We start from the raw sequence: 24809 nt of genomic DNA, 5'->3' as shown, positions 1-24809 counted from the left end.
CTGGCCTGGCGGCGCGCGGTTGAGACAAGAGCGGGTTCACCATGTGCGCCGACACGGTTCTCCTTGCATCGCAATGTATCTGCTGCGCGCTCTGATACGTGCACTCACAGAAACCATTTTTCCCAGACATATCCCGGATTCGCCGGCGCGCTCAAATACGTCCATACGGTGGTGAGTCCGCACAGCAATGTAGATACCTCGATCATGCTCGCTCAAACGGATGAATCGCTGGCAGTCTGGAATTTGTCCATCAATGTACTGCATATGCAGCATGAGCCGAGCATGACGTTAGACATTCAGCACAAAGCAGGTAATGACGTGAGCAGCGAGATCGCGCAGAACTGCCTGCTGACGCATACGCGGCAGATTTCGCGGGTCTTGACAGCGATTTACGACGACGCGCTACGGCTGTTCGGCATCAACGCCCCTCAGTTCAGCCTGCTCGTGCTTATCGCGGAGCATGAACCACTCAGCCGTTCGGATCTCGGTCGCAAGAACCATCATGACCGGTCGACGCTTACAAGGATTTTGCAACCCCTGATCTCGCAGGGGTGGGTCGCCGAAGGCTTCCCCGGAGGCGATGGCCGCAGTCGCCCCCTTTCGCTCACGGAACAAGGCAGAGCATTGCTTAGCAGCGCTGCGTCCGCATGGTCGACTGCGCAGACAAAAGCGAGAGCCCTGCTGGGAGAGGCTGGGGCCGACGCGCTAATGGGCATCGCGGGCGAGTTGCCGCGCCGCACGATTTGATTTTTCTATTCTCAAAGTTGCATATGCAACACCACCAGGGGCGCCTGTGTGCCCGTCTTTATCAGTCAAGGAGTTTGCAATGAAAGTCGTCAAAGCCGCCGCAGTCCAGATCAGCCCTGTCCTCTACAGCCGTGAGGCAACCGTCGAGAAAGTCGTGCAGAAGATCCACGAGCTTGGTGAGAAGGGGGTGCAGTTCGCCACCTTCCCGGAAACCGTGGTGCCTTACTACCCGTATTTTTCCGCGGTCCAGACGGGCATTCAGCTTCTGTCCGGAAATGAGCAGTTGAGGCTGCTTGAGCAGTCCGTGACGGTGCCGTCCCCCGCCACCGACGCAATCGGCGAGGCAGCTCGCAAGGCGCGCATGGTGGTGTCCATCGGCGTGAATGAGCGTGACGGCGGCACCATTTACAACACGCAACTGCTCTTCGACGCAGACGGCACCTTAATCCAGCGCCGCCGCAAGATCACGCCCACGCATTTCGAACGCATGATCTGGGGCCAGGGCGACGGGTCGGGCCTGCGCGCCGTCGACAGCAAGGTCGGCCGCATTGGCCAACTCGCATGTTTTGAGCACAACAACCCGCTCGCGCGCTACGCGATGATTGCCGACGGCGAGCAGATCCATTCGGCCATGTATCCGGGGTCTGCCTTCGGCGAAGGGTTTGCCCAAAGGATGGAAATCAATATCCGCCAGCATGCGCTGGAGTCCGGCTGCTTCGTCGTGAACGCAACGGCCTGGCTGGACGCCGACCAGCAGGCGCGGATCATGAAGGACACGGGCTGCGCGATCGGTCCGATCTCGGGCGGTTGCTTGACCACCATCGTGACACCGGAGGGCATGCTGCTGGGCGAACCTATCCGCTCGGGTGAGGGCGAGGTCATCGCCGATCTTGATTTCTCGTTGATCGACCGACGCAAGGCCTTGATGGACTCGGCCGGCCACTACAACCGGCCAGAGCTGCTCAGTCTCCTGATCGACCGTACGCCCACCGCGCACGTTCACGAACGCGCTGGGCATGCCGTGCCGAGCGCGGAGCAAGGCCCGGAGGATCCGCGCGCCACAGTTGCTTGAGCCCGTTCAGCTAGCCCTATACATCATGGAGATTTCTTTGAACTCGATTGTCAGGATTGGCACTGCGGCCGCTGCATTTGCTGCTCTCATGGTGGCCGCCTCCCCAGGTTACGCAGGGGCGACCTCCAAAGCTCACACGGATGCGGCGGCCGTTCAGAAGACCACCGCCGCAAAGGTTGCCGACGTGTCAGATGCGGCGCTGGTGAAGTCGTTGCCGGGATTCAGGAACGGCTACGCCGAGGTAAACGGTGTACGGCTGCACTACGTCGTCGGCGGCAAGGGCGCGCCGCTCGTGTTGCTGCCGGGCTGGCCTGAGACCTGGTGGACCTTCCACAAGATCATGCCGACGCTCGCCGAGCATCATACCGTCATCGCCGTGGACTTGCGCGGCATGGGCGCATCGTCGAAGCCCGCCGAAGGCTACGACAAGAAGACCATGGCACGGGACATTCACGAGCTGGTGAAATCGCTGGGCTATGACAAGGCCAGTGTCGCAGGTCATGACATTGGCTCTGCGGTGGCCTTCGCGTATGCGGCGAACTATCCCCAGGCCATCGACAAGCTGGTGATGCTGGAGCTGCCGCACCCGGACGAGAGCCTGTTGTCGTTCCAGCTTCTACCCGCGCACAACACCTTCGGCGACAAGCTCGACTTCGCCCATCCGTATCTCTGGTGGTTTGCCTTCAACCAGGTCAAAGGGCTGCCGGAGAAGCTGCTCGCCGGTCGTATCCGGGTCGAGCAGGATTGGCTCTTCAAGTACTTCCTGGTGGACGAGGGTGCGATCGACGCGCGGGACCGAGCCGTGTATGAGCGCGCGTACAACAGTGCCGACGCCATTCGTGCAAGCAACGCGTGGTATCAGGCCTTCACGCAGGACGTGGTAGACAACAAAGGTTACGGCAAGCTCGAGATGCCGGTTCTGGCGATGGGTGGCCCGGCCTACCGATGGATGAAGAAGGTCATTGGACAGAAGGTGTCGAACCTGACTACTGTGAATCTGGAGGGCACGGGCCACTTCGTTCAGGAAGAGCGCCCCGAACTCGTCGCCAGGACGATGGTGGACTTCCTGCAGACCATCGGACCGGCGACCTGAGAGACCCCAACACGTAGTGCTCCGCCAGTGACGGCATGATCTTGTGGAAGGTCCACCACGTCTCCGGCCAGCCTGGCAGCAATACCAGCGGCTCGCCCTTGCCGCCTATGACGTAGTGCAGCCGGACGCCGTTGACGTCGGCATAGGCGTTGCGGAATCCGGGCAGCGACTTCACGAGCGTTGTGTCGGACACATCGGTGTGCGAGGCAATTCATTGCCGGGCGTTTTCTGTGCCGGCATGTGCATTGGCTGCCAGCGCAGTGCCGGGCAGGGCGAGGATCAGGCCGGTGGCGAGGGCCGCCCCAGCCGCAATGCGGGTAACGATGGTCTTCAAGATGCGTCCCCTGATACTCATGCGGCGGCGCGCGGTTTGCTCAGCACGGCTGCGGCTTCTACGATGGTCATGGCAAATCTCCTTCTAATTGGATGCGGCATCGTGCGCCGCGATGGTGTTGCGTATGCAACATGAACTGCAAAAAAAAGACGGCGCGATCAGGCGCCTCGTTTCGGCAACTCCTTGGCGATGCCCATGATGGCGCCGGCGCCTTGTTCGCCGACCAGCGCTCTGGCCTGGGCCTGCGCCGTCGACCACGCAGGGGCGGCCTTGCGCAGCAATGCCTTTCCCTGCGCGGTGACGGTCAGCGGCCGAGTGCGGCCATCCTTCTCCGGCGCGCCTTCGACGAGCCATCCCTGCGCCAGCAGCGGTTGCAGGTTCCGCGTCAGCGTCGAGCGCTCATGGTGGTTGCGCCGCCCGAGGTCGGCGCGGCTGATCGGGCCCAGCTCATGCACCATCACCAACAGCGTGAACTGCGGTGCATTGATGCCAATTGGCCGCAGCGCATCGTCATAGACGGCGGTCAGCACCCGGGAGATCTGCCGGGTGCGCGTCAGGAGGCAGTTACGGAGCATCTCGCTGCCCATCGTGTCGGCCATCTTTTTCCGTGCTGCCGGACTCATATCAGGCAATCCATCGCATCAACGCTTCACGTCCGGCACCGTGACCGGGACGACTTCGCTGGCGAGGATCTTGTGGCTTGGGTCGGCCAGCTCGAGCTTCAGCTTGTGCGGACCGGGTGCAAGGCCTACCACGATGACAGGGTCCTCGCTGGTATGGGCCCAGGTGGCGGGTCCATTATCGACTGTCACATGCAGGTGCCCGATACGCGGCGAGAGTTCGACGGCCGTCTTGCCGAAAACCGGCATGACGCGGAAATTCTCGGTCCGGAACTGCACGATCACCACCCCCCGGGCCAACGGCTCGGGCAGCGGCGAGTAGGGGATCAGCTTCGGCGGCGGCTCGGAATTGAGCGGAAGTATCGCAGGTGGCGTCTGCGCGAGAGCACTTGCGCAGAGTGCTACCCCAGCCGTGGCCAAGGAGAGTTGTTTGAGTAGAGATCGGGAGCCCATGGTTTTGTCCTTTTTGTCGCAGGCGGTTGCTCGACGCACGAATTCACCTGGATTCACGCGTAAGTACAGAATAGACACGCGATGAAGAAAGGGAGTGGTCTCGTTACAACGACAGCATGACTGCCTGCGAGACGAAGTTTGCGCAATGAAAGCCCCTGCCGCCAGTGGCCGCGTGTATGGGAATGTATTGGGAAGGAAAGCGGATACGTGGCCGTACAAAACTGCGCCCGGCCCGCCACAGGGCAGATACATGCCTGACCTTAAATGTTGCATATACAACGAGAGCGCTCTTGTATTTCTTAAGATCAACGAGGTGAAAGACATGATGAACCAATCCAAAAAGCGCCGACTGCTTGCCGCAGGCGCCGTTGGCGCCATCGGCGCCGTCGCAGTGGCACTGATGGCCGGTTGCGCGAGCATCGGGCATACGACGAAAGCGGAGCCCGAGATCGGGTATTTGCAGATCAATCCCGATATGAAGGTCAGGCGCCTGGTTGTGCACAACACCACGCCGAAGGGCACCGTGCTGTTCCTGCATGGATTCCCGGAGACGATCTACGCTTGGAAAGATATTTCTACGGAGTTGAGCAAGGACTACGAGATCCATGCCTTTGACTGGCCGGGTTACGGCGATTCGTCGCGGCCTTCCGCGGACAAGTTCTCCTATGCGCCGCGTGATTACGCCAAGGTGCTGAAAGACTACATCGAACAGGCTGGGATCGACAAACAGAATCTGGTGATCTATGCGACCGACATTGGCGCGTTGCCCGCCTTGCTCTCGGCCATCGACGATCCCGCGATTGCGAAGCGCATCATCGTTGGCGACTTCGCGCCGTTCAACCGACCGCAATATATGCAGGAGCGACTGCAAGGCCTGAAGGAGCCGAAGTCGGCGGAAGCGGTGCGGGCGGCGTTCAACAAGACGCGCGACGAGATTCTGCAGAATGCCTTCACGCGCGGCTTGCCCGCGGCGTCGCACTATGAGGTGCCACCGGAATTGAAGGCTGACATGGCGCGTGGCTGGCCAAACGGAACACTGACGACCGCCGATGCCTTCTATCACTACTATTCGCACTTCACCCGCGACGAGGACTATTTCGAAAAAAATCTGGCGAAGCTGAAGACGCCCGTCAAGGTGATTTGGGGAGAGCAGGACATCTATGTCCGGAAAGAGATGGGCGAGGAACTGGCGAAGCGCGCCAACCTAGATTTCGAAGTGCTGCCGAACATTGGCCACTATCCACACCTGCAAAGCAAGGAGACGACCATCGCGGAGGTGCGTAGCGCGTTCGATGGCAAGTAATGGCAAGTAAAGGTCGACCAGCCGCCGGGCGCGTTTGATCCGGCGGCTTTGCCAAGTCGTGCGTCGTCGATAAGCGCGGCAGTTCGTTCCGTTGCGCCCTCGTCGGGTGCGAAACGCACGTGACGCAGCCTCAGCGGGCGCGGACCCACGCGCAGGCCGATCGCTTTCACCGATCGCTTCCACCGTTCGCCGGTGCTGTCCAGACACGGGAATCGGATTTCCCGCGTGCAAGTCACTCTGCCAGATGCAGACTGGATAGCTGCTACGTCCTCTCATTGACGATTGACCCTGCCCATACTGGTGGCCGCTGTCCGCGCCAGGGACATGCCGTTTCCAATTGTGCGGCCAGACGGAACAGCGTGTCCTCCCGCCCGAAGCCAGACATAAAATGCGACCCGATTGGCAGACCTGTTTGGGGGGCGATGGAAAGCGGCACTGACATTGCTGGCGTTCCGGTCACGTTCGATAACGCGGTAAACGGTGACTGGCTAAAAACGTGCGCGATCCAGCCAAGCCCATCGACGGATGTTTCTACCCCGTTGTATTCACCAATCCGAGGCGGAAGTCCGGGTAGCGTCGGTGTCAGCAGAATGTCGTAGTCGCCGAAGAACCGCCCCAGCGCCCGTGTGACCGTATTCCTGACCTGCAATGCCGACAGGAGGTCTACGGCGCCAATCTCAATGCCGTATCGATAGAGCGCGAGCGTTGCAGGTTCGAGGTGTTTTTCATCCACCGTTCGTCCGGTGGATGCGGCAATGCCGTTGATCCGGAGCGCCGCGTTGGCAGCCCAGATTTGCGCATTGCATAGCACAAAGGCGTCCCAGCTCACACCCAAATCTGGCGCTACTTCATGGACATGATGACCCAGGGACTCAAGTGTCCTGGCCACCTTGCTCAAGGCATCAGCAACCCCCGTGTCGGTACGCGCGGCATTGAATGGATTCATCATGAACCCGATCTTCAGATTTCCCGGCTGCTGCCGGATCTCCGACAGATAGCTGGCTTTGGGCGGGGCAATGTAGTAGGGCTCGCCCACGCCGCCGCCGTGGATGCCATCAAGCAGCGCCGCACTGTCGCGCACAGTTCGGCTCACGGCAAAATGCACGCCCAGACCATTCCATACTTCGTCCACGTAGGGCCCGTTCGACACGCGTCCCCTGGTCGGCTTCAGACCGAAGAGCCCGTTGCAGGAGGCCGGCACCCGTATCGATCCGCCTCCGTCCGTCGCATGCGCAATGGGAACGATACCGGCGGCCACCGCCGCTCCCGCACCGCCGCTCGATCCGCCCGCGCCATGTTGCAGACTCCAGGGGTTCCTCGTCGGGCCGTACAGCACGGGTTCCGTCGTCGTGCTGACCGCCAGTTCCGGCATGGTTGTTCGCCCAAGCGTGATCAGGCCTGCCTGACGGAAACTCGTCATCACGTACGAGTCTTCCTTTGCGACGGTGCCCATCGCCAAACGACTGCACATTTCGCTCCTGCGTCCCCGCATGGCAACGCCAAGATCCTTGAGGAGAAACGGCACGCCGCCGAGCGGTCTCGGATCGGCGCTCACGATGCCAGCTGACTGTATCTCCACCTCTTCGGGCCAATAATCGAGCACAGCGTTTACCTGGGGATTGACCGCCTTGATGGCAGCCAATGCGGCCTGCGCTACTTCCATTGCGGTCACTTCTCGCGTGGCGATGAGGTGATGCAGGCCCATGCCGTCAAGGGCGGTGTATTCGGCGAGCTTCATTTGGACGTTCTCTTTCAGCGACACATTGGGAGGGCGCGCATCGCAAGGGCTGCGCGCCTGTCTGGTCTGACCGCAGGCAATGGAGGACGTTCGTCCCGCATCGCACTCCCCGGCGGCTTCATAGTTGAGTGACTACTGGCATGCGCGATCACTGGCCAGAGGAGATTTACTTCGCTTGATGCACGCTGGCCGGCATGGGCGACTCGTGGCGAAGCGCGGTATCGGCCCTGGGCTTCAGGCGCAGGAACAGGATGATGAACGCGCACATCGGCAACAGCGCTGCCATCAGCAGGAACCCAGGGTAGATGCTGCCGGTCACGGATTTCGACCAACCGATGATGCTTGGGCCGAAGAAGCCGCCAGACAGGCCAATCGTATTGATCAGGGCGATGGCTCCCGCTCGTGCGTCGCCCTTGATGTACGCGGGCGGAACGGCCCAGAAGACGATGTTGGCCATCCACATCAGGCCGGTAGCGACGGTAACGCATACCAGTGTCACTGCGAGATTGCCGTCGGCAAGGTACCAGCCAATGAAGCAAAGACTGCTTATGGCGGCCGGCACGGCGATGTGAATTCGACGCTCCTGACGCCTGTCGGAGCTACGGCCACCGAAGAAGATGGCAAACGCCGCAGCCACATAAGGAATGGCCGCATACCATCCGAGCGTCTGTGTGTTGGTGACACCGGCGGATCTGATGATCGTCGGCAGCCAGAAGCTCAAGGCGTAGATCGGCGCGATGATGCACAGATAGGCAGCCGCCAGGATATACACCTTGGGATCACGCAGTACCGTGAGGAACGATTCGTGCCGCCGGTCCGCAGCCGTGTTCGTTTCCGCGGCCAGTGCGCGTTTCTCCGCGTCGTTGAGCCATTTCGCATTGGATGGATCATCGACAAGCAGGAAGTAGGCCGCGACGCCAAGCACAAGGGTGGGGGCGCCTTCAATGAGAAACATCCATTGCCATCCGGCGAGGTTCGCCGTACCGGCGAAAGCCGTCATGATCCACGCCGACAGCGGCCCGCCAACAATTCCGCTGAAAGGGCCCGCAAGCCAAACCATCGAAATTGCGCCGGCAATGCGGCTCGGACCATACCAGCGCGACAGGTAGAACAGGACGCCCGGCGCGAAGCCGGCTTCGAAGACGCCCAGCAGAAAGCGCAGGGCGTAGAACACCGGGACGCTATTGACGAACACCATACACATCGAGGTAATACCCCAGAGCACCATGATGCGGCTAAAGGTAAGCCGGGCGCCAACCCTGGGCAGCAAGAGATTGCTTGGCACCTCGAACAGGACATAGCCCACGAAAAATATTCCGGCCCCGATGCCGTAGGCGGCGTCGGAGAAGCCGAGGTCGCTCTGCATCTGAAGCTTTGCAAAGCCTACGTTGACTCTGTCCAGATAGGCGAACATGAAGCCAATGAACAGCAGTGGCAGCAGGCGTAGATCTACCTTTCGATAGAGGGACGCACCGTCCGTCCCGCGCCATGAAATTTGGTCTTTCTGAGACATAGACCTCTCCTTTGGTTGGTGTGTATAGCGTCGCCCCGGCGCGCATCGGCGCCGGGAGGTGTGGTCGAAATGGTTCTGGCGTCATTGCGTGGCAACTTCGCTTCATGTGGACCGACACTTCCCGGTGGCGGTTGCCTATAGTTGTTCGGACATGATCGCCAGCATGGCGTCGCAGAGGACCTGCGCCCCGGCCGCGACATCGACTTCGCGCGCGTTCTCGGCCTCGTTGTGGCTGATGCCCTTTTCGCAAGGCACGAAGATCATGCCGGTGGGGATGTGGTGTGCGGTGTACTTGGCGTCGTGAGTCGCGCCGGATACGATGTCAAGGAATTTCATTGCCCGACCGGCGGCAGCGTTGCGCACGGTTGCCACCACGCGATCGTCGAACGTTATCGGCGTGGACCTCAACAGAACCTTCACCGACACCGGGCAGCCCTCGATCTCGCCGGAGCAAAGCTGAAGGATCGTCTCGCCGGCACGTAGCAGGGAGTCGGGGTCGGGATGCCGCAAATCGATATTGAATGTCACGCGGCCTGGCACGGTGTTAGGCGATCCCGGATAGACCTCCAGCCTTCCGACGGTGAAGCGCAGGATATCCTCGGGGTCGTCTATCGCGGCGCGAATGCGTCCGATGAGCGTGGTGGCGGCCACCAATGCGTCTTTGCGATGCCGCAGCGGCGTGGTGCCCGCGTGGGCCTCAGCGCCTAGCAACTGGATCTCGTAGGCATGAAGCCCCTGAATTCCCGTGACAATGCCCACATCGCATGCCTGGTTCTCGAGCACGGGGCCCTGCTCGATGTGGGCTTCGATATAGGCAAAGCCGCTCATGCCAAGCGGGCGCTTCTCCAGTACCGGCAGCTCCGCGATTTGGGCCTTCAGTGCGCTTTCCACATCGAAACCGTTGACGTCCTTGATCGCCAATGCATTGGCCAGCGGCAGCGCGCCGGCCGCAACGGCGGAACCCATCGTGGGAGGGGGGAACCTTGAGCCCTCCTCGTTCATCCACACAACGAGCTCGATCGGGTGTTCGGTCTCCATACCGTGATCGTCTAGCGTCTCGAGTACCTCGAAACCTGCGAGCACGCCGTAGACACCGTCGAACCTGCCTCCGGTCGGTTGGGAATCGAGATGTGAACCCGTCAATACCGGCCTCAGACCCGGGTTCTTTCCGGGACGGCGGATGAACAGATTGCCGATCGGGTCGATCGAGGTCTGATAGCCTCGCCTCGATGCCCATTGGAGCAACAACATCTTGCCCTGGGTGTCTTCCGCGGTGAGCGCCTGGCGGTTGACACCGCCTTTGGCCGTGGCGCCGATCCTTGCCATGGCGCAGACATGTTCCCAGAGCCGCTGGCTGTTGATGCAAGGACCGATTTGGGTGAGAGAGGAGGAAGGAGTGGGGGCGTTCATCTGGCTGCTTACCTTGTTGTGTTGCGAGCCAGTTTGCCGACTTGATTCCTGTTAGTCAAGTAACTTGACTAACAGGAATCATCCTGTCTTTACTTGTGACTCAAGGGTATCATTTGGCGTATGCGCACACGAATGCGGTTATACTTCGCATTTGGCCGAGCCAGATATAATCGTTGTATAATTTATGGAAAATACCGGACAAAATCAGGAAATTGTAATTGGTGGCCGGTTGAAGCATGCCAGACTTAATCGGAAATTGAGTTTGCGCCAACTGGCAGAAAAGGTCGGATGTACCGAAAGTTTCCTTTCGAAAGTCGAGAATAACAAAGTACACCCTTCGCTCCCGATGATTCACAAGATCGCTGTGAATCTGGGAATCAGTGTTGCCAGGCTTTTCTCGGAAGAGACGGATGCGGGCGGCGTGGTCACGGTAATGCGCGAGGGACAGCGGCAGACGCTCCGGACCGAGCACCAACGCGCGGGAAATGGCGTCGCGTTGGAAACGCTACTTCCAAATCAGCTGTGCACGTTGCTGGAGGCGAATATTCATCATATTCCGGTCGGCACCTCATCTCAGGGTTATCTTGAGCACCAGGGTGAAGAAATGGGCTATGTGCTGGAAGGGGAGCTCGAGTTGACGGTGGACCAGCAGAAGACGATTGTGAAGAAAGGCGATTCCTTTTTCTTTCTTTCGCACCTTCCTCACGGCTACAGGAATATCGGCTCCGTCGATGCCCGGGTGCTGTGGGTCAATACTCCGCAAAGCTTCTAGAGCGTCGCCAACGAGGTGGCAGCCGACTGCTCCGAAGCTATCGCCGCTGCCCTGTATTCGGCAAGCGCTCAAGAGCCTGGCCTGTGCCGCTTCGCGTGAGCAACTGGTTGCCGCGCTGAAGATTGTCGCGCGGACCTTGAGAGTTCGTCCGTGCGCACGGTTTGGTTCGATCTTAAGCCTCAGTCCAGTTCGACGCAGACTTCGATCTCCACGCAGGCCCCCAGCGGAATCTGTGCGACACCGAATGCCGACCGCGCATGCTTGCCGGCATCGCCGAACACGTCGACGAACAGTTCCGATGCGCCGTTGGTGACCAGATGCTGCTCGGTGAAGTCGGGCGTTGAATTGACCAGGCTCATGACCTTGACGATGCGTTTGACGCGATTCAGATCGCCGGTGTGGGCCTGTAGCGTCGACAGCAGATCGATCGCGACCGCGCGGGCCGCGGCGCGTCCCTCGTCCGTCGACATCGTGGCGCCGAGCTTGCCAACCCACACGTTGCCGTTCTTCTTCGCAATGTGGCCGGATAGGTAGACAAGGTTGCCGCTCTGCGCGCTCATTACGTACGCGGCAGCCGGCGCGCCTGCGGGGGACAGCTCGATGTCGAGTGCTTTCAGTCTTTGGTGGATATCGTGTGATTGCATGATGTTTATCGATGGAGGGCAAGATGGCTGGCGCCACGGGGAGTCATCGCGAGACATGTGGCGCCGGCGGACCGGTTTCAGTCCGGCATCGGCTCGCGGCCGAAGGCTTCGAGTTCGCGCGCGAGGGACTGCGCGGCCAGTTCGACCAGTGCGCGGCCTTTCTCGCGCGTTGCCAGGCCTGGATCGGAACCGATGCGTCCGTCCGGGAAGCGGGCACGGAAGTCGAGGGCTTCGCGGATCGGGCCGGTCGGGGCAATGGGCGGCGCATAGTCGGCCGCCTTGATCGAATCGGGGAAGGCCCACTGCGTGATCGCAATTTCCGAAGGCGTGGCATGCGCGCCGTGGCCGGTCGGGAACTGGTCTCGTGCCAGTTCGCCCACGCCTTCGAGATCCCACCAGTTGCAGAGCTTCAGTGCGAAGCCGGCACGACGACGCGCAAAGCTTGCTTCGGCGTACAGCTCGGAGAACGCGGCATCGATCGACGAGACATTGCCGCCATGGCCGTTCAGGAACAGGATCTTTTCGAAACCATGCACCACCAGCGAGCGGGTCCAGTCGCCGATCGCGGCGATGAACGTGGACGGGCGCAGCGAGATGGTGCCGGGAAAGCCGAGGTGATGCTGTGCCATGCCGATGTTAAACGTGGGGGCCACGAGGATATCGGCGGTTTTTTCCGATTCACGCGCAATGATTTCGGGACACAGCCAGTCCGTACCCAGCAGCCCTGTGGGACCGTGCTGTTCGTTGGAGCCGATCGGCACGACAATCGTGCGGCTGCGCTTGAGGAACTGCTCGATTTCGGACCAGGTGGAGAGATGTAGAAGCATGACGACTCCTTGTTACTGCTTCGCGGGCAGCTTGTTGGCGAGGATGATCAGTGCGGCGATGATTGGCAGCGCGGCCAGGATCAGCACACCGAGGTGAAGGTTGCCGGTGGCGGTCTTGGTCCATCCGATGATGGCCGGGCCCCAGAAGCCGCCCGATAGCCCGATCGTGTTGATCAGTGCGATGCCGCCTGCTGCCGCCGGGCCCTTGATGTATTCGGAAGGCATGGCCCAGAACACCGTGTAGGTCATCCACAGCGCGCAGGTACCGAGCGTGAGCAACACCAGCGATGCCGCAAGATTGCCGTCGACGAGGATGGACGCGGCGAGCAGCAATCCGCCGACAGTTGCGGGCACGGCACTGTGGAAACGGCGCTCGCCGACCCGGTCCGAGCGGCGGCCCATGTAGTACATGCCGAAGGCCGCGGCGACATAGGGCAGGGCCGAGTACCAGCCGAGTTGCACGGTGTCGTTCACACCCTGGGCCTTGATGAAGGTCGGCAGCCAGAAGCTGATCGCATAGATCGCGGCGATGATGCAGAAGTACGCCAGGGCCAGCACGTAGACCCGGGCATCACGAGCCACGGCCAGGAAGGAATGATTGTGCGCCGCGCTGGATCCGATTTCGTTGGCGAGCAGGCGCTTTTCCTGCTCGGTCAGCCAGGCGGCGTCGGCGGGACGGTTCGGCACGAAATACAGGGCGAGCACGCCGAGCAGGATGCAGGGCAGGCCTTCGACCAGGAACATCCATTGCCAGCCGGCCAGGTCACCGGTGCCTGACAGCGCAGTGATCAGCCATGCCGAGACCGGGCCGCCGACAATGCCGCCGAGCGGGCCGGCAAGGAACACGATCGCAATGGCGCGCGCCATGCGCTGCGGGCCGTACCAGCAGGAGAGGTAGTAGATCATGCCCGGGGCAAAGCCTGCTTCGAAGATGCCGAGCAGGAAACGCATGGCGTAGAACATCGGCACGTTGCGCACGAACAGCATGCAGGCCGAGGTGATGCCCCAGAGTACGAGGATGCGGCTGAAGGTCTTGCGTGCGCCGATGCGCGGCAGCATTAGGTTGCTCGGTATCTCGAACAGCACGTAGCCGATAAAGAAGATCCCCGCGCCCACGCCATATGCGGCATCGGAGAAGCCGAGGTCGCCTTGCATCTGAAGCTTTGCAAAGCCGATGTTGACGCGATCGAGGTAGGCGAACAGGTAGCAGATCAGCAAGAGCGGCAGAAGTCGCCAGTTGATCTTGTTGTAGAGGGTTGAGGTGCCGTCTACTGCGCTTTCGCTCGGGATCACCAGCATGCCAGTCTCCAATGTCTTTTATGTGGGTACCGCGTTGATGGATCAGATAGTGGCAGCGACAAAGGCAATCGCCAACAGCAACCATGTCCACACTTCGTTGTCTTCCGGGCAACGCATCGGTTATGGTGTGAGTCTTTCATCGGCCAAGTGGATGGTTCGACATGCGTGAAATCAATCAGCAGCGGCTGCGCTACTTCCGCGAAGTGCTCGAGCAAGGCACCATTCGCGGCGCGGCGGAGAATCTCAACACATCGCCATCGGTGATCACCCGGCAGATCCGGCTGCTCGAGGATGAACTTGGCACGACACTGTTCGAGCGGCAGGCGCGCGGCGTCAGGCCGACCGAGGCCGCCGCGCATCTGCTTGAGTTCTGGCGCGGCTACCGGTCACATCAGGAGAAGCTCGAGGACCAGCTCCATGCCCTCAAGGGCCTGCAGCAGGGGCAGGTCCAACTGGTCCTGAGCGAGGGGTACGTGGATGCGCTGGTCAATGAAGTGCTGGCGCCGTTCTGCGCGCAGTACCCGCTGCTCGACATCGGCATGGAGATCCTCGGCGTGGATCAGGTGCTCGACGCCGTGGCCGAGAGTCGCGCGCACATCGGACTTGCCTTCAATCCGCCGCCACATCCGCGCATCGAGTATCTGGCGAGCTCGTCGCAGGCGGTCGGCCTGCTGGTGCGGTCCGACCATCCCTTGGCATTGCGTGGCGGCGCGGCTAGCGTCAAGGACATCTTGTCCTGGCCGCTGGCCATGATGCCGGCGTCATTCGGCGTCGGGCACGCCGCCAAGATGCTCGAATTCGCGGAGAACATTAGGATCCGGCCGACGCTGGTCACCAATTCGCTGACGGCGCTCAAGCAGTTTGTTGCCTACGAAAACTACATGACGCTGATCGGCGGCGAGTTCGCCGCGTATCGCGAAGTCGCTGCCGGAACGCTCACGGTGGTGCCGATCGATCATCCGCTGTTCAGGGGCACCCAGGCGCGCTTGCTGGCCAAGGCCGGGCGGCCGTTACCGGCGGCGGCGCTCAAGCTGCTCGAACATATCCTGCGGAACATGCCGATGTTTGCGCAGGGCGGCCAGTAGCCGCCCGCTACGGCTCACGCGACACCTCGACCAGGCAGCTCATCGCGTTCCGTCCTTGCGTCAGATCCGACGTGCCGATATCGAGCGTCAGGGTATTGGCTGCCCCGGCGCGATCCACGCCATCGGCGTCGGGCGTGTACCATGCGCCGGTTGCCATGACGGCCACGCCGCGCACCACGCCATCGCTGACCGCCAGCCCTGCCGCAATCGCGCCCCGCCGGCGTTATCCGCCGCCGTCCTGCATTACACTGGCCATCCTGTAATCCAGCAGGAGCCCGCTATGGCGACAAAGGACGTGCTCACCGAGGCCATGGCGAAAGCGTTTGAATGGATGCGGCAAGCAATGCCGCTCTTGGACGGCCTCAACTTTGAATCCACGCAACGCAGGCGGGTGGCAATAGCATTCCAGCACCACACCTGGAGTCGCATTGGAACAAGGCAGTTTCGCTGGACGACCTCGCACGTCGGGCGGCGATGTCCCCCGCACATTTTTGTCGCCGGTTCAGTCAAATATACGGATTGCCGCCTCATCGCTATCAGTTGGTCATGCGAATGATAAAAGCCAAACTCATGCTTCATTCGGGCGAAAAATTGGGCGCGTGGCGCTACAGGCCGGATTTGCCGATCACAGTCATTTTGGGAGGCAATTCAAGAGTTGCTTCGGCTTCGCGCCAGGGCAGGCTTATCAAAGGCGCAGTTAATCAGTAATGCAAGGCCGGTGACGAAGCCGGAACCCCCGGGCTTTGTGCCACCCGCCGCCACCCAGGAGGTGCGCAATCTCACGCGCACCCGCAAGCAACTCGTGCGCGAGATTGCCCAGCACAGTCTGCGCATCCAGAAAGTCCTTGAAGACGCCAACCTCAAGCGCGGCAGTGTGCTTTTGGATGTGCGCGGGCGCAGCGGCCGTGCCATGATCAAAGTCATCGTCGATGGCGAGGTCGACCCCGAGCGGCTTGCCGCGCTCGCCCAAGGCAACGCCCGAAAAAAGGACGCCGAATTGCGCGAGGCGCTGAATGCACGCATTACCGAGCACCACCGCACGATGCTGAAACTGCACCTGGATGTCATTGGCGCACTGGAGCACACGCTGGCCGAGCGCGACGCCGTCGTGGGAAAAGCGCTGGCGCCGATCCAACAGCGCGCCCGCCTGCTGACCACGATCCCGGGGTTGGCGACCTGACCGCTCAGGTCCTGTTGGCGGAGATCGGCGTCGACATGACGCGCTTTGCCGATGCCAGCCATCTGGTGTCCTGGGCAGGCCTATGCCCACGCAATGACGAGAGTGCTGGCAAGCGGCGCAGCACCCGAGTGCGCAAGAGCGGCACCTGGCTCAAGACCTTCCTCGTGACGGCTGGCTGGGCGGCTGTGCCGGTCAAGACCAGCTATCTGCATGCCCAGTTCCTGCGCCTCAAGGCGCGCCGCGGCGTCAAGAAGGCCTTCCTCGCGGTGGCTGCTTCCATGCTCACGGCCGCCTGCCACGTGCTCCGGGATGGCGCTGAGTACGCCGACCTTGGCCCCGATTACTTCGACCGTCACGACGTCAACAAAACCATCCGTCGCCTGCTCAAACGCCTCGCCGACCTCGGGTGTCAAGTAGATCCCATGGCTCATGCTGTCTAACGCTTCCTAGTAGGCGGGGCATGGTTCTTCCTCTTCGAAGATCGGTTTCCTTGACGTGCGAGCCAACTCTGGCCGCGCGTACATACAGATTGGGCGCGTCATGAGTGCTCAGACGCGATACCCGTGCAGCATGCCGTCACCTTCGCGCGCGTTGTCGAGCAAGTTGGCGGCAAGCTGACTACTGGTGCTTTCGTTCGGCTGGACTACGCCTGCACGCGGCGAGCTCGGGTAGCCATCAACAATGGCCAAGACAAGACTGGCAACGGCGGCAAATCGAAGTGGCGGATGCGTTGTTAAATCAAGTCGAACCGAGCGCAAAGGAACTTGCGCCGAGCACGCCGAAGCTGGCATATGCAGCGGCGTTACTTAGGCAGCACGCCAACGAGTTTTTTGTATGGAAATGTATTGAGCGCGGTCGCGGATACGTAGCGGTACGTCAGAGCTTGTCGCTCGCCACAGAAGAGATACATTTCGATCCTTTAATGCTGCGTATGCAACGGATTCTCTCCAGGTCGGATCGGATCTCCAGTTGCGGATGGTCAAGTAAAGGAGTGAAGCATGAATGTTAATTCCACGACGTACCGGTGGTTTCGGTTCTCTGGTGCTGCGGGTGCCGCAGCACCACTGCTTGTCGCGCTGGAAGCTGGCTGCACGAGCATTGCGTCGCCTTAATCTGGCGGGAGCAGGGTATCTATATCAAGAAGGACATGGGAGGAGAGCTGGCCAGTCGGGCAAACCTGGATCTCCAGATCCTTCCAAATATTGGTCATTATCCGCACGTGCAAGACAAGGCAACGACGATTTTCGAGGTGCGGCCGCATTTGGTGTCAGGTATTCCATGCCCGTGCATAGGGCGTGTGTCGCGCCTGAATCAAACCATGGCAAAACCAATTGCGCGCCACGACCGTTGCTTCATCAATACGACCTTGACCGGCAACTGGATCTTCTCCAGTTCATCAAGGAAAGGGAATTCCAAATGAAATCGACCCGAATCATGGCTGCGGCCATGCTCATCGTCGCCACCGGTTTGCCGCTGCACGCGGCTCAAGCGCAAACGGCGGAGGTACATCGCACCGATCTCGTCCAGCACGATCTTAGCGTGCCGGATCGAGAGGGCGTACAGGTACGCGTCGACTTCGATCCGGGTGCGTTCGCGCCGAAGCATCTGCATCCGGGCGAAGAGATCGCGCATGTCCTGCAGGGGACGCTGGAGTACCAGCTCGGTGACAACCCGCCTGTCACGCTCAAGACGGGCGATTCGCTGTTTATCCCGGCAGGCACCGCACACTCGGCGAGGAATGTCGGCAGTGGCAAGGCATCGGAACTGGCGACCTACATTGTCAAGAAGGGGGCGCCGCTAGTGGTGCCGGCCAAATAAGGACCCAATCAAAAAAGGACGCATCCTCGTGAACTCACACGCATCGAATCAGGCTTCTGACCCGACGCGCCGAACTTTGCTGTTGGGCGGCATGGCGACGGCAGCGCTCTCTATGTTTCCCCCGGTTCTGTCTGCCGCCGCGCAGGCCGATGGTGGGCACCCCGCCGCGGCGGACGCGATCCGTCCGTTCCGCGCCCATGCTCCCCAGGCCGCACTTGCCGACCTGCACCGCCGCCTTGCCGCCACGCGCTGGCCCGATGCGGAAACGGTTGGCGATCGCTCCCAGGGCGTGCAGCTAGCGACGCTTCAGCGGCTCGTGCGCTATTGGGCGACGGACTACGACTGGCGAAAGGCCGAGGCGAAACTCAATGCCTATCCGCAGTTCCTGATGAACATCGACGGTCTGGACATTCATTTCGTCCACGTGCGCTCCCCCCATCCGAACGCGCTGCCGCTCATCATGACGCACGGCTGGCCAGGTTCGGTCTTCGAGTTGCTGAACGTCATCGGCCCGCTGACAAATCCAACGGCGCACGGCGGCACCGCTGACGATGCCTTCCATCTGGTCATTCCGTCGATACCCGGCTTCGGGTATTCACAGAAGCCGAAGGACAAAGGCTGGAACCCAGATCGCGTTGCGCGCGCCTGGGACGTTCTAATGAAGCGGCTCGGCTATACGCGCTACGTCTCGCAGGGCGGCGACTGGGGCGCCATCATTTCCGACGCACTCGGCCGCCAGGCGCCGGAGGGACTGCTTGGCATCCACGTCAACCGGATCGAGCGCGCCACGACCGTGCCACCGGACCTTGCGAAGGCACTGAGGAGCGGCGATCCCGCGCCGGCAAACCTCACGCCCGAAGAAAGGGAGGTGTTTGAGCAAACCAGGGAGTTCCTCAACAAGGGGCTTGGCTACGCCAGCATCATGCAAACGCGACCCCAGACCATCGGCTATGGCCTGGCCGATTCGCCGGTGGGGCTGGCAGCATGGATCTATGACAAACAGGCGGACTGGGTATTCACCCGTGGTGACCCTGAGAAAGCGTTGAGCCGCGGCGCTATTTTGGACAACATCACGCTCTACTGGCTGACCGATACCGGGGCTTCAAGCGGGCGAATCTACTGGGAAGCTGGGGCCGCCCAAGCCAGCACAAGACCCATCACCATTCCGGTGGCGGTGACCATCTTCCCTGGCGAGGTGTACAGGCCGCCAAAGCATTGGGTGGAACGCGCCTATCGGAACCTGACCTACTACAACCGCGTGGACAAGGGTGGCCACTTCGCGGCCTGGGAAGAACCGGAGCTGTTCAGTTCCGAGTTGCGTTCCGCGTTCCGGTCGTTGCGCTGAGCCGGCGCCGTGGCGCCGCCTGTCACGATCAACTGACCGGGGCGGCGCGCGCCTCGATGAGATCGCTATTGGAAAAACACCGCGCAGAACGCGCGGTGGCAACAATCACTCACCCCTTGCCGAGGATGGCCCGGTTGCGTGCCTTGACGATCTCGGACGTATTCTCAGTTGCCGCCCTCGGCGGGCTCGAAACGCACGTCGCGTAAGCCAAGTGTGCGCGGACCCACGCGCAGGCTTACCCGTTCGAGGGGCTGGCCGGTGCTGTCCTCGACAATACGTATCGGCGTTTCGTGTCCACGCCACTCGTCGCCCCATTGCATCAGCGCGACGAGCACCGGGTAGAGCGATCTCCCTTTTCGTCAGCCGATATTCGGTACGCTGCTCGCTGCCTTCGGCCAATACCTTCACCAGCACACCGTTATCGATCAGGCGGTTCAAGCGCGCGGTCAACACGTTGCGCGCGATACCCAAGCGGTGCTGAAAGTCGTCAAAGCGCGTCGTCCCCATCGTACACTCACGCACCATTGAGCGTCCGCGCTGCGAAGGAAAGGTGAAGATGATCCGTCCCGCCAGAGGCAGCCGCTGATGGTGGGAATCTCGCGGCAATTCGGCAAAGCCGCCGATGTCACCCTGAACGACGTATTCATCGCCCACTATTCCCGTCTCGAACGAGACCTTCTCTTTCGGCCGAGGTATTGTGTTCCCGGCAGTGGTGAAGGGTGGGGCACACGCAATACCAATGCCTAGACGGACAAAACAGGAAACAACCATGCAACACCAACTTCCCCGGGCGCTCGTCGCGAGCGACGACGGCGCCGCGGACCACAAGTGCTCGCGCGATGGTGACAACCGGCCCATGGTGCCCTTGACCCTTGTCGGCGCAATCGCCTTCTGTCCGGCGGTACGCCAACGCAACGCACGCATCGCTGCCGCGATGACGCTGCTTCAGCAGCAAAGCGTATTGTCATGAGATTCACCAATGAAGGGCGGAGGCCGACACCGAATTAGTGCCGGTGACATGGCCGGATCACAGTGTGGTGTGGATCCCGAGGAGTCAGCTACCCGACTACCGGAAGGGATTGGGCACTGGCTTGCTGATCCGGTTGGCCTGCGCGGTCCTACCGCTGGCCTGGATGGTCTGTTCATGATGTTCCGTGCGATCTATGAAACCCCAAGCCGAGTACAGCGAATATTTCAGGTTCGAGATTGCAAAGCTGTGTCTGTCCGGGAACCGCCAACCCTCAAGAATCACCTGCACAAGGACTTGTCGGTAGCGAAACGACAGGCGGTGCATTTCATGTCAGACGAGCACCGCGTGCCGATCAAGCGAGCTTGCGAAGGCGCTGGCTCGCCGCGGGCGGCGTATTGCCGCCAACCGGTTGTGGACGAACCAGCTCCAGTGCGATTTCATTTGTAAAAGGGGAAATCGGGATGTTTTGCTAGCCGAAGGTGAAGGCATAAGCTTGGGCGCCGGGATCCAGAAAGCGGATCTCGAAAGTGTGCTCGCCTACCGCGCCAGCCTGGCGTACCAACTGGTAGAGCCGCGTCTGCGTGACCGCGCCATTGCCGGCTGCATCGATGTCCGCGCCGTGGCTGGCGCCAGGGGGCTTGCCGTCGACGGTTACCACGAAGCGAGCCGCCCGGCCATCGGCCGCCGGTCCCAGTACAAGGTGCAGGTCGCGCGCATGAAAGCGGTAGGCGATGCGGCCATCGGCGCGATTGAGCGTTGCCTGCTCGGCGCCGACGGTCCATTGGCCTGACAGGCCCCACTTGTTGAGGCGAAGGTTGGCAACGGTGTACTCGCGCGGTGCGTCCTGCCGTATGTCGCCCGGTGAGGCGAAGTTGGACGCCTGCATGTAGCCGATGTAGGTCTCGGTTGAGCGAATGTTGTACAGGTCCGGCGCCGCCTGCGCGCCACCCGCGTCGGGGGTGACCACGTCGCGCGCCACCGGCGGATTGCCCGCTTCCGCCAGCAGCGACTGGATGACGCGCTCGGACTTGGCATAGTCGCCCTCACCGAACTGGTGATGGCGGATGTTGCCGCGGGCGTCGACAAGGTATGTGGCCGGCCAGTAGCTGTTTTGGAATGCACGCCAGATGCGGTAATCGCTATCGACCGCCACGGGGAAGCCGATGCGGAAATCGGAAATTGCGCGGCGCACGTTTTCCGGTGTCTTCTCGAAGGCGAACTCGGGCGTATGCACGCCAACCACCGTCAGGCCCTGATCCTTGTACTTCTCCGCCCAGGCGCGAAGGTAGGGGAGGGTACGGATGCAGTTGATGCAAGAGTAGGTCCAGAAGTAGACCAGTGTGACCTTGCCCTGCAACTGGTCTCTCGACAGTGGCGGAGAGTTGACCCATTGCACTGCACCATCTAGCGGAGGCAGGCGGCCCTCTACGGGCAAGCGGCTCGGGAAGCCCACGGATGTGTCATTGGCAGCCAGCAGCATGCCGCGGTCGTAGTTGGCGTCGTTCATGACTTGTGGCGCGAGTTGTTCTCTGCGCAGCCCATTGATCAGCGCCTGCTCGATGCGCGCCGGCCCGCTTACGGGAAAGTGCGCCAGCAGGCTGGTATCGGCTCCGATGCCGATGGCGAGCACCGCGCCCAGTACACCTGCCCCCAGGCCGCGACGCAGCCATTCGCCAGCGCCCATTGACCGCTTCATCGCCGTGAAGACGCGGCCGCCGAGGCCAAGCGCGGCGGCCAGCGAGGTGGCCGCCCCGGCTGCATAGGCAGCCAGCGATACCGACGTCGACAGGTTTGCACCGTCAAGGGCCGTACCCGTCAGGACAAGCCCGAGGATAGGGCCGGCGCACGGGGCCCATAGCATGCCGGTGGCGACGCCAAGCAGCAGCGAACCCCATGGCGAAGCCGACGCGGACGAAGCAGATGTGGACGAACTACTGGTGGTGACCAGACGGTTGCCGAGTGCCACCACAGGCCGAGCGAGGGTGATCGCCAGTTTCGGTAAAAGCAAGGACAGCCCGAAGAGCGCCAACAGCATCAGGGCGGCGAGGCGCCCGTATTCGTTGGCGCGCACTGCCCAAGCGCCACCAGCCGACGCCAGCGTGGCAACTGCGGCAAAGGTCAGTGCCATGCCGGCTAGCATCGGCAGCTTGCCGCGCAGGAACGGCTGGCCGGTGCGGCTGAGGACAAAAGGCAGGACGGGCAGGATGCACGGGCTCAGGATAGTCAGTACCCCCCCCAGGTAGGCAAGTATCAGCAGGGCCATGATCGGTGTCCTTTCGCAAAGGTTTGGCTTGCCGTCCATCAGACACCGCCAGCATCGCTGGTATGTGTCGCCTTCGGGGGAATATGTGTAGGATTGTCGAGGTGCTGCCGCCGGATACATTGCGGTACACGAAAAATCGCGCCCCATAGATTGCAGGCGAAACAGACTGGTCGTTCTTTTTTATGACAGAGGGGACACCGATGGACACCCATGTCGACCATATCCTGATCGTCGATGACGACCGGGAAATCCGGGAACTGGTCTCGACCTATCTCACCAAGAACGGCCTGCGTGTGACCGTGGCGCCTGATGGCCGGCACATGCGGTCGTTTCTGGAGACCAATGCTGTCGACCTGATCGTGCTCGACGTGATGATGCCGGGCGATGATGGCCTGGTGCTGTGCCGGGAACTGCGCGCCGGCAAGCACAAGGCCACGCCGGTGCTGATGCTGACCGCACGCGACGACGAGACGGACCGTATCATCGGTCTCGAAATGGGCGCTGACGATTACCTTGCGAAACCTTTTGCGGCGCGCGAGCTGCTGGCCCGCATCAAGGCCGTGCTGCGCCGCACCCGGATGCTGCCGCCCAATCTGCAGATCACCGAGGCCGGGCGGATTCTCGCGTTCGGTGACTGGCGACTGGATACCACCGCGCGGCACCTGATGGACCGCGATGGCATCATTGTCACGCTTAGCGGGGCCGAGTACCGGTTGCTGTGCGTGTTTGTCGACCATCCACAGCGCGTGCTCAATCGCGACCAACTGCTCAATCTCACGCAGGGCCGCGAGGCGGAAATCTTCGAGCGGTCGATCGACTTGCTGGTCAGCCGCCTGCGCCAGCACCTCAATGACGATGCACGCGAGCCACGCTACATCAAGACGGTGCGCAGCGAGGGCTATGTGTTCTCGATGCCCGTGGAGATCAAGGAGGCACGCCAGTGAATGTCCGCACCTGGCCCTGGCCTCGTACGCTGGGATCGCACCTCTTCCTAATCCTGCTCGCGGGTCTGATCGTCGCCCACGGCCTGTCGTTCGGTGTGCTGTTCTCTGAACGTTATATTTCCGCGCGCCGAGTGATGCTCGGCACGCTGGAAACCGACGTGTCCACTTCGATTGCCATCATGGACCGCGTGCCGGCGGACGAGCGGCCGCAATGGCTGCCACGCGTGAATCGCGGCGCCTATCAATACATATTGGGGCCGGGTCTGTCGGGCGCGCCCGAGATGACCCCGCAGGGCAAGGAAATTGCCGACCGGATTACGGAGGCGAGCGGCGGCCGCTTTCCGGTCAAGGTGGAGTCCATTCCCGGCGACGGCAAGCGGATGCAGGCCCATTTGACGCTGAGCGATGGCAGCCCCCTGACCATTGACGTGCATCCGCGCCCGACGCCGATCGCGCAGTGGCTGCCCTATGTCCTGGTGATCCAGTTGCTGCTGCTGGTCCTGTGCTGCTGGTTCGCAGTGCGGCTGTCGATCCGCCCGCTGGTGGCGCTGGCCGATGCCGCCGATGCGCTCAATCCGAACGCGAAGACGCCGCCGCTCGGCGAGACGGGCCCCACCGAACTGGTGCGTGCGGCGCGCGCGTTCAATGCCATGCGCGAGCGCATCGCCGGGTTCGTCGAGGAACGCGTACAGATCCTGGCCGCAATCTCTCACGACCTGCAGACGCCGATCACGCGGATGAAGCTGCGCGCCGAGATGGCAGAAGACTCCGAGGAAAAGCGCAAGATGGTGCACGACCTGGCCGAGATCGAAATGCTGGTGAAGGAAGGACTGGCGTATGCGCGCACCACGCACGGGGATGGCGAGAAGCCGTCGCGGATCGACATCGGATCGTTTGTCGAGAGCTTGGCGTACGACTACCAGGACACCGGCAAGGCGGTGACGGTCCTGCAGAACATCGGGGGCGCCATCGTCACGCGCCCCAACGCGTTGCGCCGGATACTGACCAATCTGATCGATAACGCCCTGAAGTTCGGCGGGGCGGCGGAACTGAACGTGCGCCGCGAGCGAGACACCGTGGTCCTAGAGGTACTCGATCGCGGCGCCGGCATCCCGGAAGACAAGCTCGAGGTGGTGCTGCAGCCGTTTGTCCGGCTCGAGCATTCACGCAGCCGGGAGACTGGCGGTACCGGGCTCGGGCTGGCGATTGCCCAGCAACTCGCGGTGGCCATCGGCGGAACCCTCAGGCTGCGTAATCGTGAGGGCGGAGGCCTGGCGGCGGAAGTCAGGCTGGGCTGACTGGCCCTGCCACAGGCGCGCTTCGGCAAATGAACGGAAGTGCACCATGAGAGTCCCCGGCTCCATGGCGGTCCGCCCGTT

At 61.7% G+C, this 24809-nt stretch carries 26 protein-coding genes and 2 pseudogenes; 15 read left to right on the top strand and 13 right to left on the bottom strand.

Annotated features, from left to right (window positions below; translation table 11 throughout):
- Window positions 1-204 precede the first annotated feature (204 nt).
- From AC1DN0_RS06215 to AC1DN0_RS06205, 3 genes are all read left to right on the top strand, one after another.
- Entirely contained in the window at window positions 205-747 is a 543-nt protein-coding gene (locus AC1DN0_RS06215; RefSeq protein WP_441627174.1) for a MarR family winged helix-turn-helix transcriptional regulator, read from the top strand.
- 79 nt (window positions 748-826) lie between these two features.
- A complete protein-coding gene (locus AC1DN0_RS06210) occupies window positions 827-1819 on the top strand; it encodes a carbon-nitrogen hydrolase family protein (RefSeq protein WP_441627173.1) in 993 nt (330 codons plus the stop codon).
- Between the two features lie 37 nt (window positions 1820-1856).
- Entirely contained in the window at window positions 1857-2912 is a 1056-nt protein-coding gene (locus AC1DN0_RS06205; RefSeq protein WP_441627171.1) for an alpha/beta fold hydrolase, read from the top strand.
- A gap of 211 nt (window positions 2913-3123) precedes the next feature.
- Here the strand turns inward: AC1DN0_RS06205 and AC1DN0_RS06200 are convergent, their stop codons facing one another.
- The 3 genes from AC1DN0_RS06200 to AC1DN0_RS06190 form a co-directional block, all read right to left on the bottom strand.
- Window positions 3124-3246 (bottom strand): hypothetical protein, encoded by a 123-nt coding sequence (locus AC1DN0_RS06200; RefSeq protein ID WP_441627169.1) that lies wholly within the window; start codon window positions 3244-3246, stop codon window positions 3124-3126.
- 158 nt (window positions 3247-3404) lie between these two features.
- Complete coding sequence (locus tag AC1DN0_RS06195; protein WP_441627167.1) at window positions 3405-3845, bottom strand: MarR family winged helix-turn-helix transcriptional regulator; 441 nt, start codon at window positions 3843-3845, stop codon at window positions 3405-3407.
- Window positions 3846-3887: 42 nt separating this feature from the next.
- A complete protein-coding gene (locus AC1DN0_RS06190; protein ID WP_441627240.1) occupies window positions 3888-4319 on the bottom strand; it encodes a DUF6130 family protein in 432 nt (143 codons plus the stop codon).
- A 322-nt stretch (window positions 4320-4641) separates the two neighbouring features.
- Here AC1DN0_RS06190 and AC1DN0_RS06185 point away from each other — a divergent pair, with 322 nt between their 5' ends.
- Window positions 4642-5622: an alpha/beta fold hydrolase gene (locus tag AC1DN0_RS06185; protein WP_441627165.1), complete on the top strand. Its 981-nt coding sequence runs from the start codon at window positions 4642-4644 to the stop codon at window positions 5620-5622.
- Window positions 5623-5884: 262 nt separating this feature from the next.
- On the opposite strand, the gene AC1DN0_RS06180 is transcribed toward AC1DN0_RS06185, so the two are convergent.
- The 3 genes from AC1DN0_RS06180 to AC1DN0_RS06170 form a co-directional block, all read right to left on the bottom strand.
- Window positions 5885-7360 carry an amidase gene (locus tag AC1DN0_RS06180; RefSeq protein ID WP_477143314.1) on the bottom strand — a complete coding sequence of 492 codons (1476 nt, stop codon included), beginning with the start codon at window positions 7358-7360 and terminating at the stop codon, window positions 5885-5887.
- A gap of 166 nt (window positions 7361-7526) precedes the next feature.
- Window positions 7527-8873, bottom strand: a complete 1347-nt coding sequence (locus AC1DN0_RS06175; protein ID WP_441627161.1) for an MFS transporter — start codon at window positions 8871-8873, stop codon at window positions 7527-7529.
- A gap of 135 nt (window positions 8874-9008) precedes the next feature.
- Complete coding sequence (locus AC1DN0_RS06170; RefSeq protein WP_441627159.1) at window positions 9009-10283, bottom strand: M20 family metallo-hydrolase; 1275 nt, start codon at window positions 10281-10283, stop codon at window positions 9009-9011.
- Window positions 10284-10467: 184 nt separating this feature from the next.
- Here AC1DN0_RS06170 and AC1DN0_RS06165 point away from each other — a divergent pair, with 184 nt between their 5' ends.
- A complete protein-coding gene (locus AC1DN0_RS06165; protein WP_441627157.1) occupies window positions 10468-11055 on the top strand; it encodes a cupin domain-containing protein in 588 nt (195 codons plus the stop codon).
- Between the two features lie 179 nt (window positions 11056-11234).
- On the opposite strand, the gene AC1DN0_RS06160 is transcribed toward AC1DN0_RS06165, so the two are convergent.
- The 3 genes from AC1DN0_RS06160 to AC1DN0_RS06150 all read right to left on the bottom strand — a co-directional run bounded on the left by AC1DN0_RS06160 (window position 11235) and on the right by AC1DN0_RS06150 (window position 13825).
- Complete coding sequence (locus AC1DN0_RS06160) at window positions 11235-11699, bottom strand: RidA family protein (RefSeq protein ID WP_441627155.1); 465 nt, start codon at window positions 11697-11699, stop codon at window positions 11235-11237.
- Between the two features lie 77 nt (window positions 11700-11776).
- Window positions 11777-12526 (bottom strand): creatininase family protein, encoded by a 750-nt coding sequence (locus tag AC1DN0_RS06155; protein WP_441627153.1) that lies wholly within the window; start codon window positions 12524-12526, stop codon window positions 11777-11779.
- 12 nt (window positions 12527-12538) lie between these two features.
- A complete protein-coding gene (locus tag AC1DN0_RS06150) occupies window positions 12539-13825 on the bottom strand; it encodes an MFS transporter (RefSeq protein ID WP_441627151.1) in 1287 nt (428 codons plus the stop codon).
- A 161-nt stretch (window positions 13826-13986) separates the two neighbouring features.
- Between AC1DN0_RS06150 and AC1DN0_RS06145 the strand changes: the two genes are divergently transcribed.
- On the top strand, window positions 13987-14910 hold the full coding sequence (locus tag AC1DN0_RS06145; RefSeq protein ID WP_441627149.1) for a LysR family transcriptional regulator: 924 nt from the start codon (window positions 13987-13989) through the stop codon (window positions 14908-14910).
- A 7-nt stretch (window positions 14911-14917) separates the two neighbouring features.
- Here AC1DN0_RS06145 and AC1DN0_RS06140 read toward each other — a convergent pair whose 3' ends face one another.
- Window positions 14918-15118: a molybdopterin dinucleotide binding domain-containing protein gene (locus AC1DN0_RS06140; RefSeq protein WP_441627238.1), complete on the bottom strand. Its 201-nt coding sequence runs from the start codon at window positions 15116-15118 to the stop codon at window positions 14918-14920.
- Between the two features lie 72 nt (window positions 15119-15190).
- Here AC1DN0_RS06140 and AC1DN0_RS06135 point away from each other — a divergent pair, with 72 nt between their 5' ends.
- The 6 genes and pseudogenes from AC1DN0_RS06135 to AC1DN0_RS06110 all read left to right on the top strand — a co-directional run bounded on the left by AC1DN0_RS06135 (window position 15191) and on the right by AC1DN0_RS06110 (window position 19253).
- Window positions 15191-15466: a hypothetical protein gene (locus tag AC1DN0_RS06135; RefSeq protein ID WP_441627252.1), complete on the top strand. Its 276-nt coding sequence runs from the start codon at window positions 15191-15193 to the stop codon at window positions 15464-15466.
- Window positions 15385-15618: a helix-turn-helix transcriptional regulator gene (locus AC1DN0_RS06130; protein ID WP_441627147.1), complete on the top strand. Its 234-nt coding sequence runs from the start codon at window positions 15385-15387 to the stop codon at window positions 15616-15618. The genes AC1DN0_RS06135 and AC1DN0_RS06130 overlap by 82 nt, the downstream gene beginning before the upstream one ends.
- A gap of 34 nt (window positions 15619-15652) precedes the next feature.
- A pseudogene (locus AC1DN0_RS06125) lies at window positions 15653-16530 on the top strand (transposase); the annotation flags it as partial.
- Window positions 16531-17114: 584 nt separating this feature from the next.
- A complete protein-coding gene (locus AC1DN0_RS06120) occupies window positions 17115-17510 on the top strand; it encodes a hypothetical protein (RefSeq protein ID WP_441627145.1) in 396 nt (131 codons plus the stop codon).
- Complete coding sequence (locus AC1DN0_RS06115; protein ID WP_441627143.1) at window positions 17507-17908, top strand: cupin domain-containing protein; 402 nt, start codon at window positions 17507-17509, stop codon at window positions 17906-17908. Before AC1DN0_RS06120 ends, AC1DN0_RS06115 begins: the two co-directional genes overlap by 4 nt.
- Before the next feature lie 91 nt (window positions 17909-17999).
- Window positions 18000-19253 carry an epoxide hydrolase family protein gene (locus tag AC1DN0_RS06110; RefSeq protein ID WP_441627236.1) on the top strand — a complete coding sequence of 418 codons (1254 nt, stop codon included), beginning with the start codon at window positions 18000-18002 and terminating at the stop codon, window positions 19251-19253.
- 164 nt (window positions 19254-19417) lie between these two features.
- Here the strand turns inward: AC1DN0_RS06110 and AC1DN0_RS06105 are convergent, their stop codons facing one another.
- A complete protein-coding gene (locus AC1DN0_RS06105) occupies window positions 19418-19588 on the bottom strand; it encodes a hypothetical protein (RefSeq protein ID WP_441627250.1) in 171 nt (56 codons plus the stop codon).
- Window positions 19589-19664: 76 nt separating this feature from the next.
- A pseudogene (locus AC1DN0_RS06100) lies at window positions 19665-19760 on the bottom strand (winged helix-turn-helix transcriptional regulator); the annotation flags it as partial.
- A gap of 262 nt (window positions 19761-20022) precedes the next feature.
- On the opposite strand from AC1DN0_RS06100, the gene AC1DN0_RS06095 reads away from it, so the two are divergent.
- The gene (locus tag AC1DN0_RS06095) at window positions 20023-20223 is read left to right on the top strand and encodes a hypothetical protein (RefSeq protein WP_441627141.1); all 201 of its coding nucleotides are present in this window, start codon (window positions 20023-20025) and stop codon (window positions 20221-20223) included.
- Between the two features lie 469 nt (window positions 20224-20692).
- On the opposite strand, the gene AC1DN0_RS06090 is transcribed toward AC1DN0_RS06095, so the two are convergent.
- Window positions 20693-22486 carry a cytochrome c biogenesis protein DipZ gene (locus tag AC1DN0_RS06090; protein WP_441627139.1) on the bottom strand — a complete coding sequence of 598 codons (1794 nt, stop codon included), beginning with the start codon at window positions 22484-22486 and terminating at the stop codon, window positions 20693-20695.
- A gap of 200 nt (window positions 22487-22686) precedes the next feature.
- Here AC1DN0_RS06090 and AC1DN0_RS06085 point away from each other — a divergent pair, with 200 nt between their 5' ends.
- Both AC1DN0_RS06085 and AC1DN0_RS06080 read left to right on the top strand, forming a co-directional pair.
- The gene (locus AC1DN0_RS06085; protein ID WP_441627137.1) at window positions 22687-23430 is read left to right on the top strand and encodes a response regulator; all 744 of its coding nucleotides are present in this window, start codon (window positions 22687-22689) and stop codon (window positions 23428-23430) included.
- Entirely contained in the window at window positions 23427-24728 is a 1302-nt protein-coding gene (locus tag AC1DN0_RS06080; protein ID WP_441627135.1) for an ATP-binding protein, read from the top strand. Before AC1DN0_RS06085 ends, AC1DN0_RS06080 begins: the two co-directional genes overlap by 4 nt.
- Window positions 24729-24809: the final 81 nt, after the last annotated feature.

It is taken from the genome of Cupriavidus sp. 05N39 (assembly GCF_056397325.1).
Note: the sequence above shows the minus strand (reverse complement) of the source record. Positions and strands in the feature narration are given on the sequence as shown.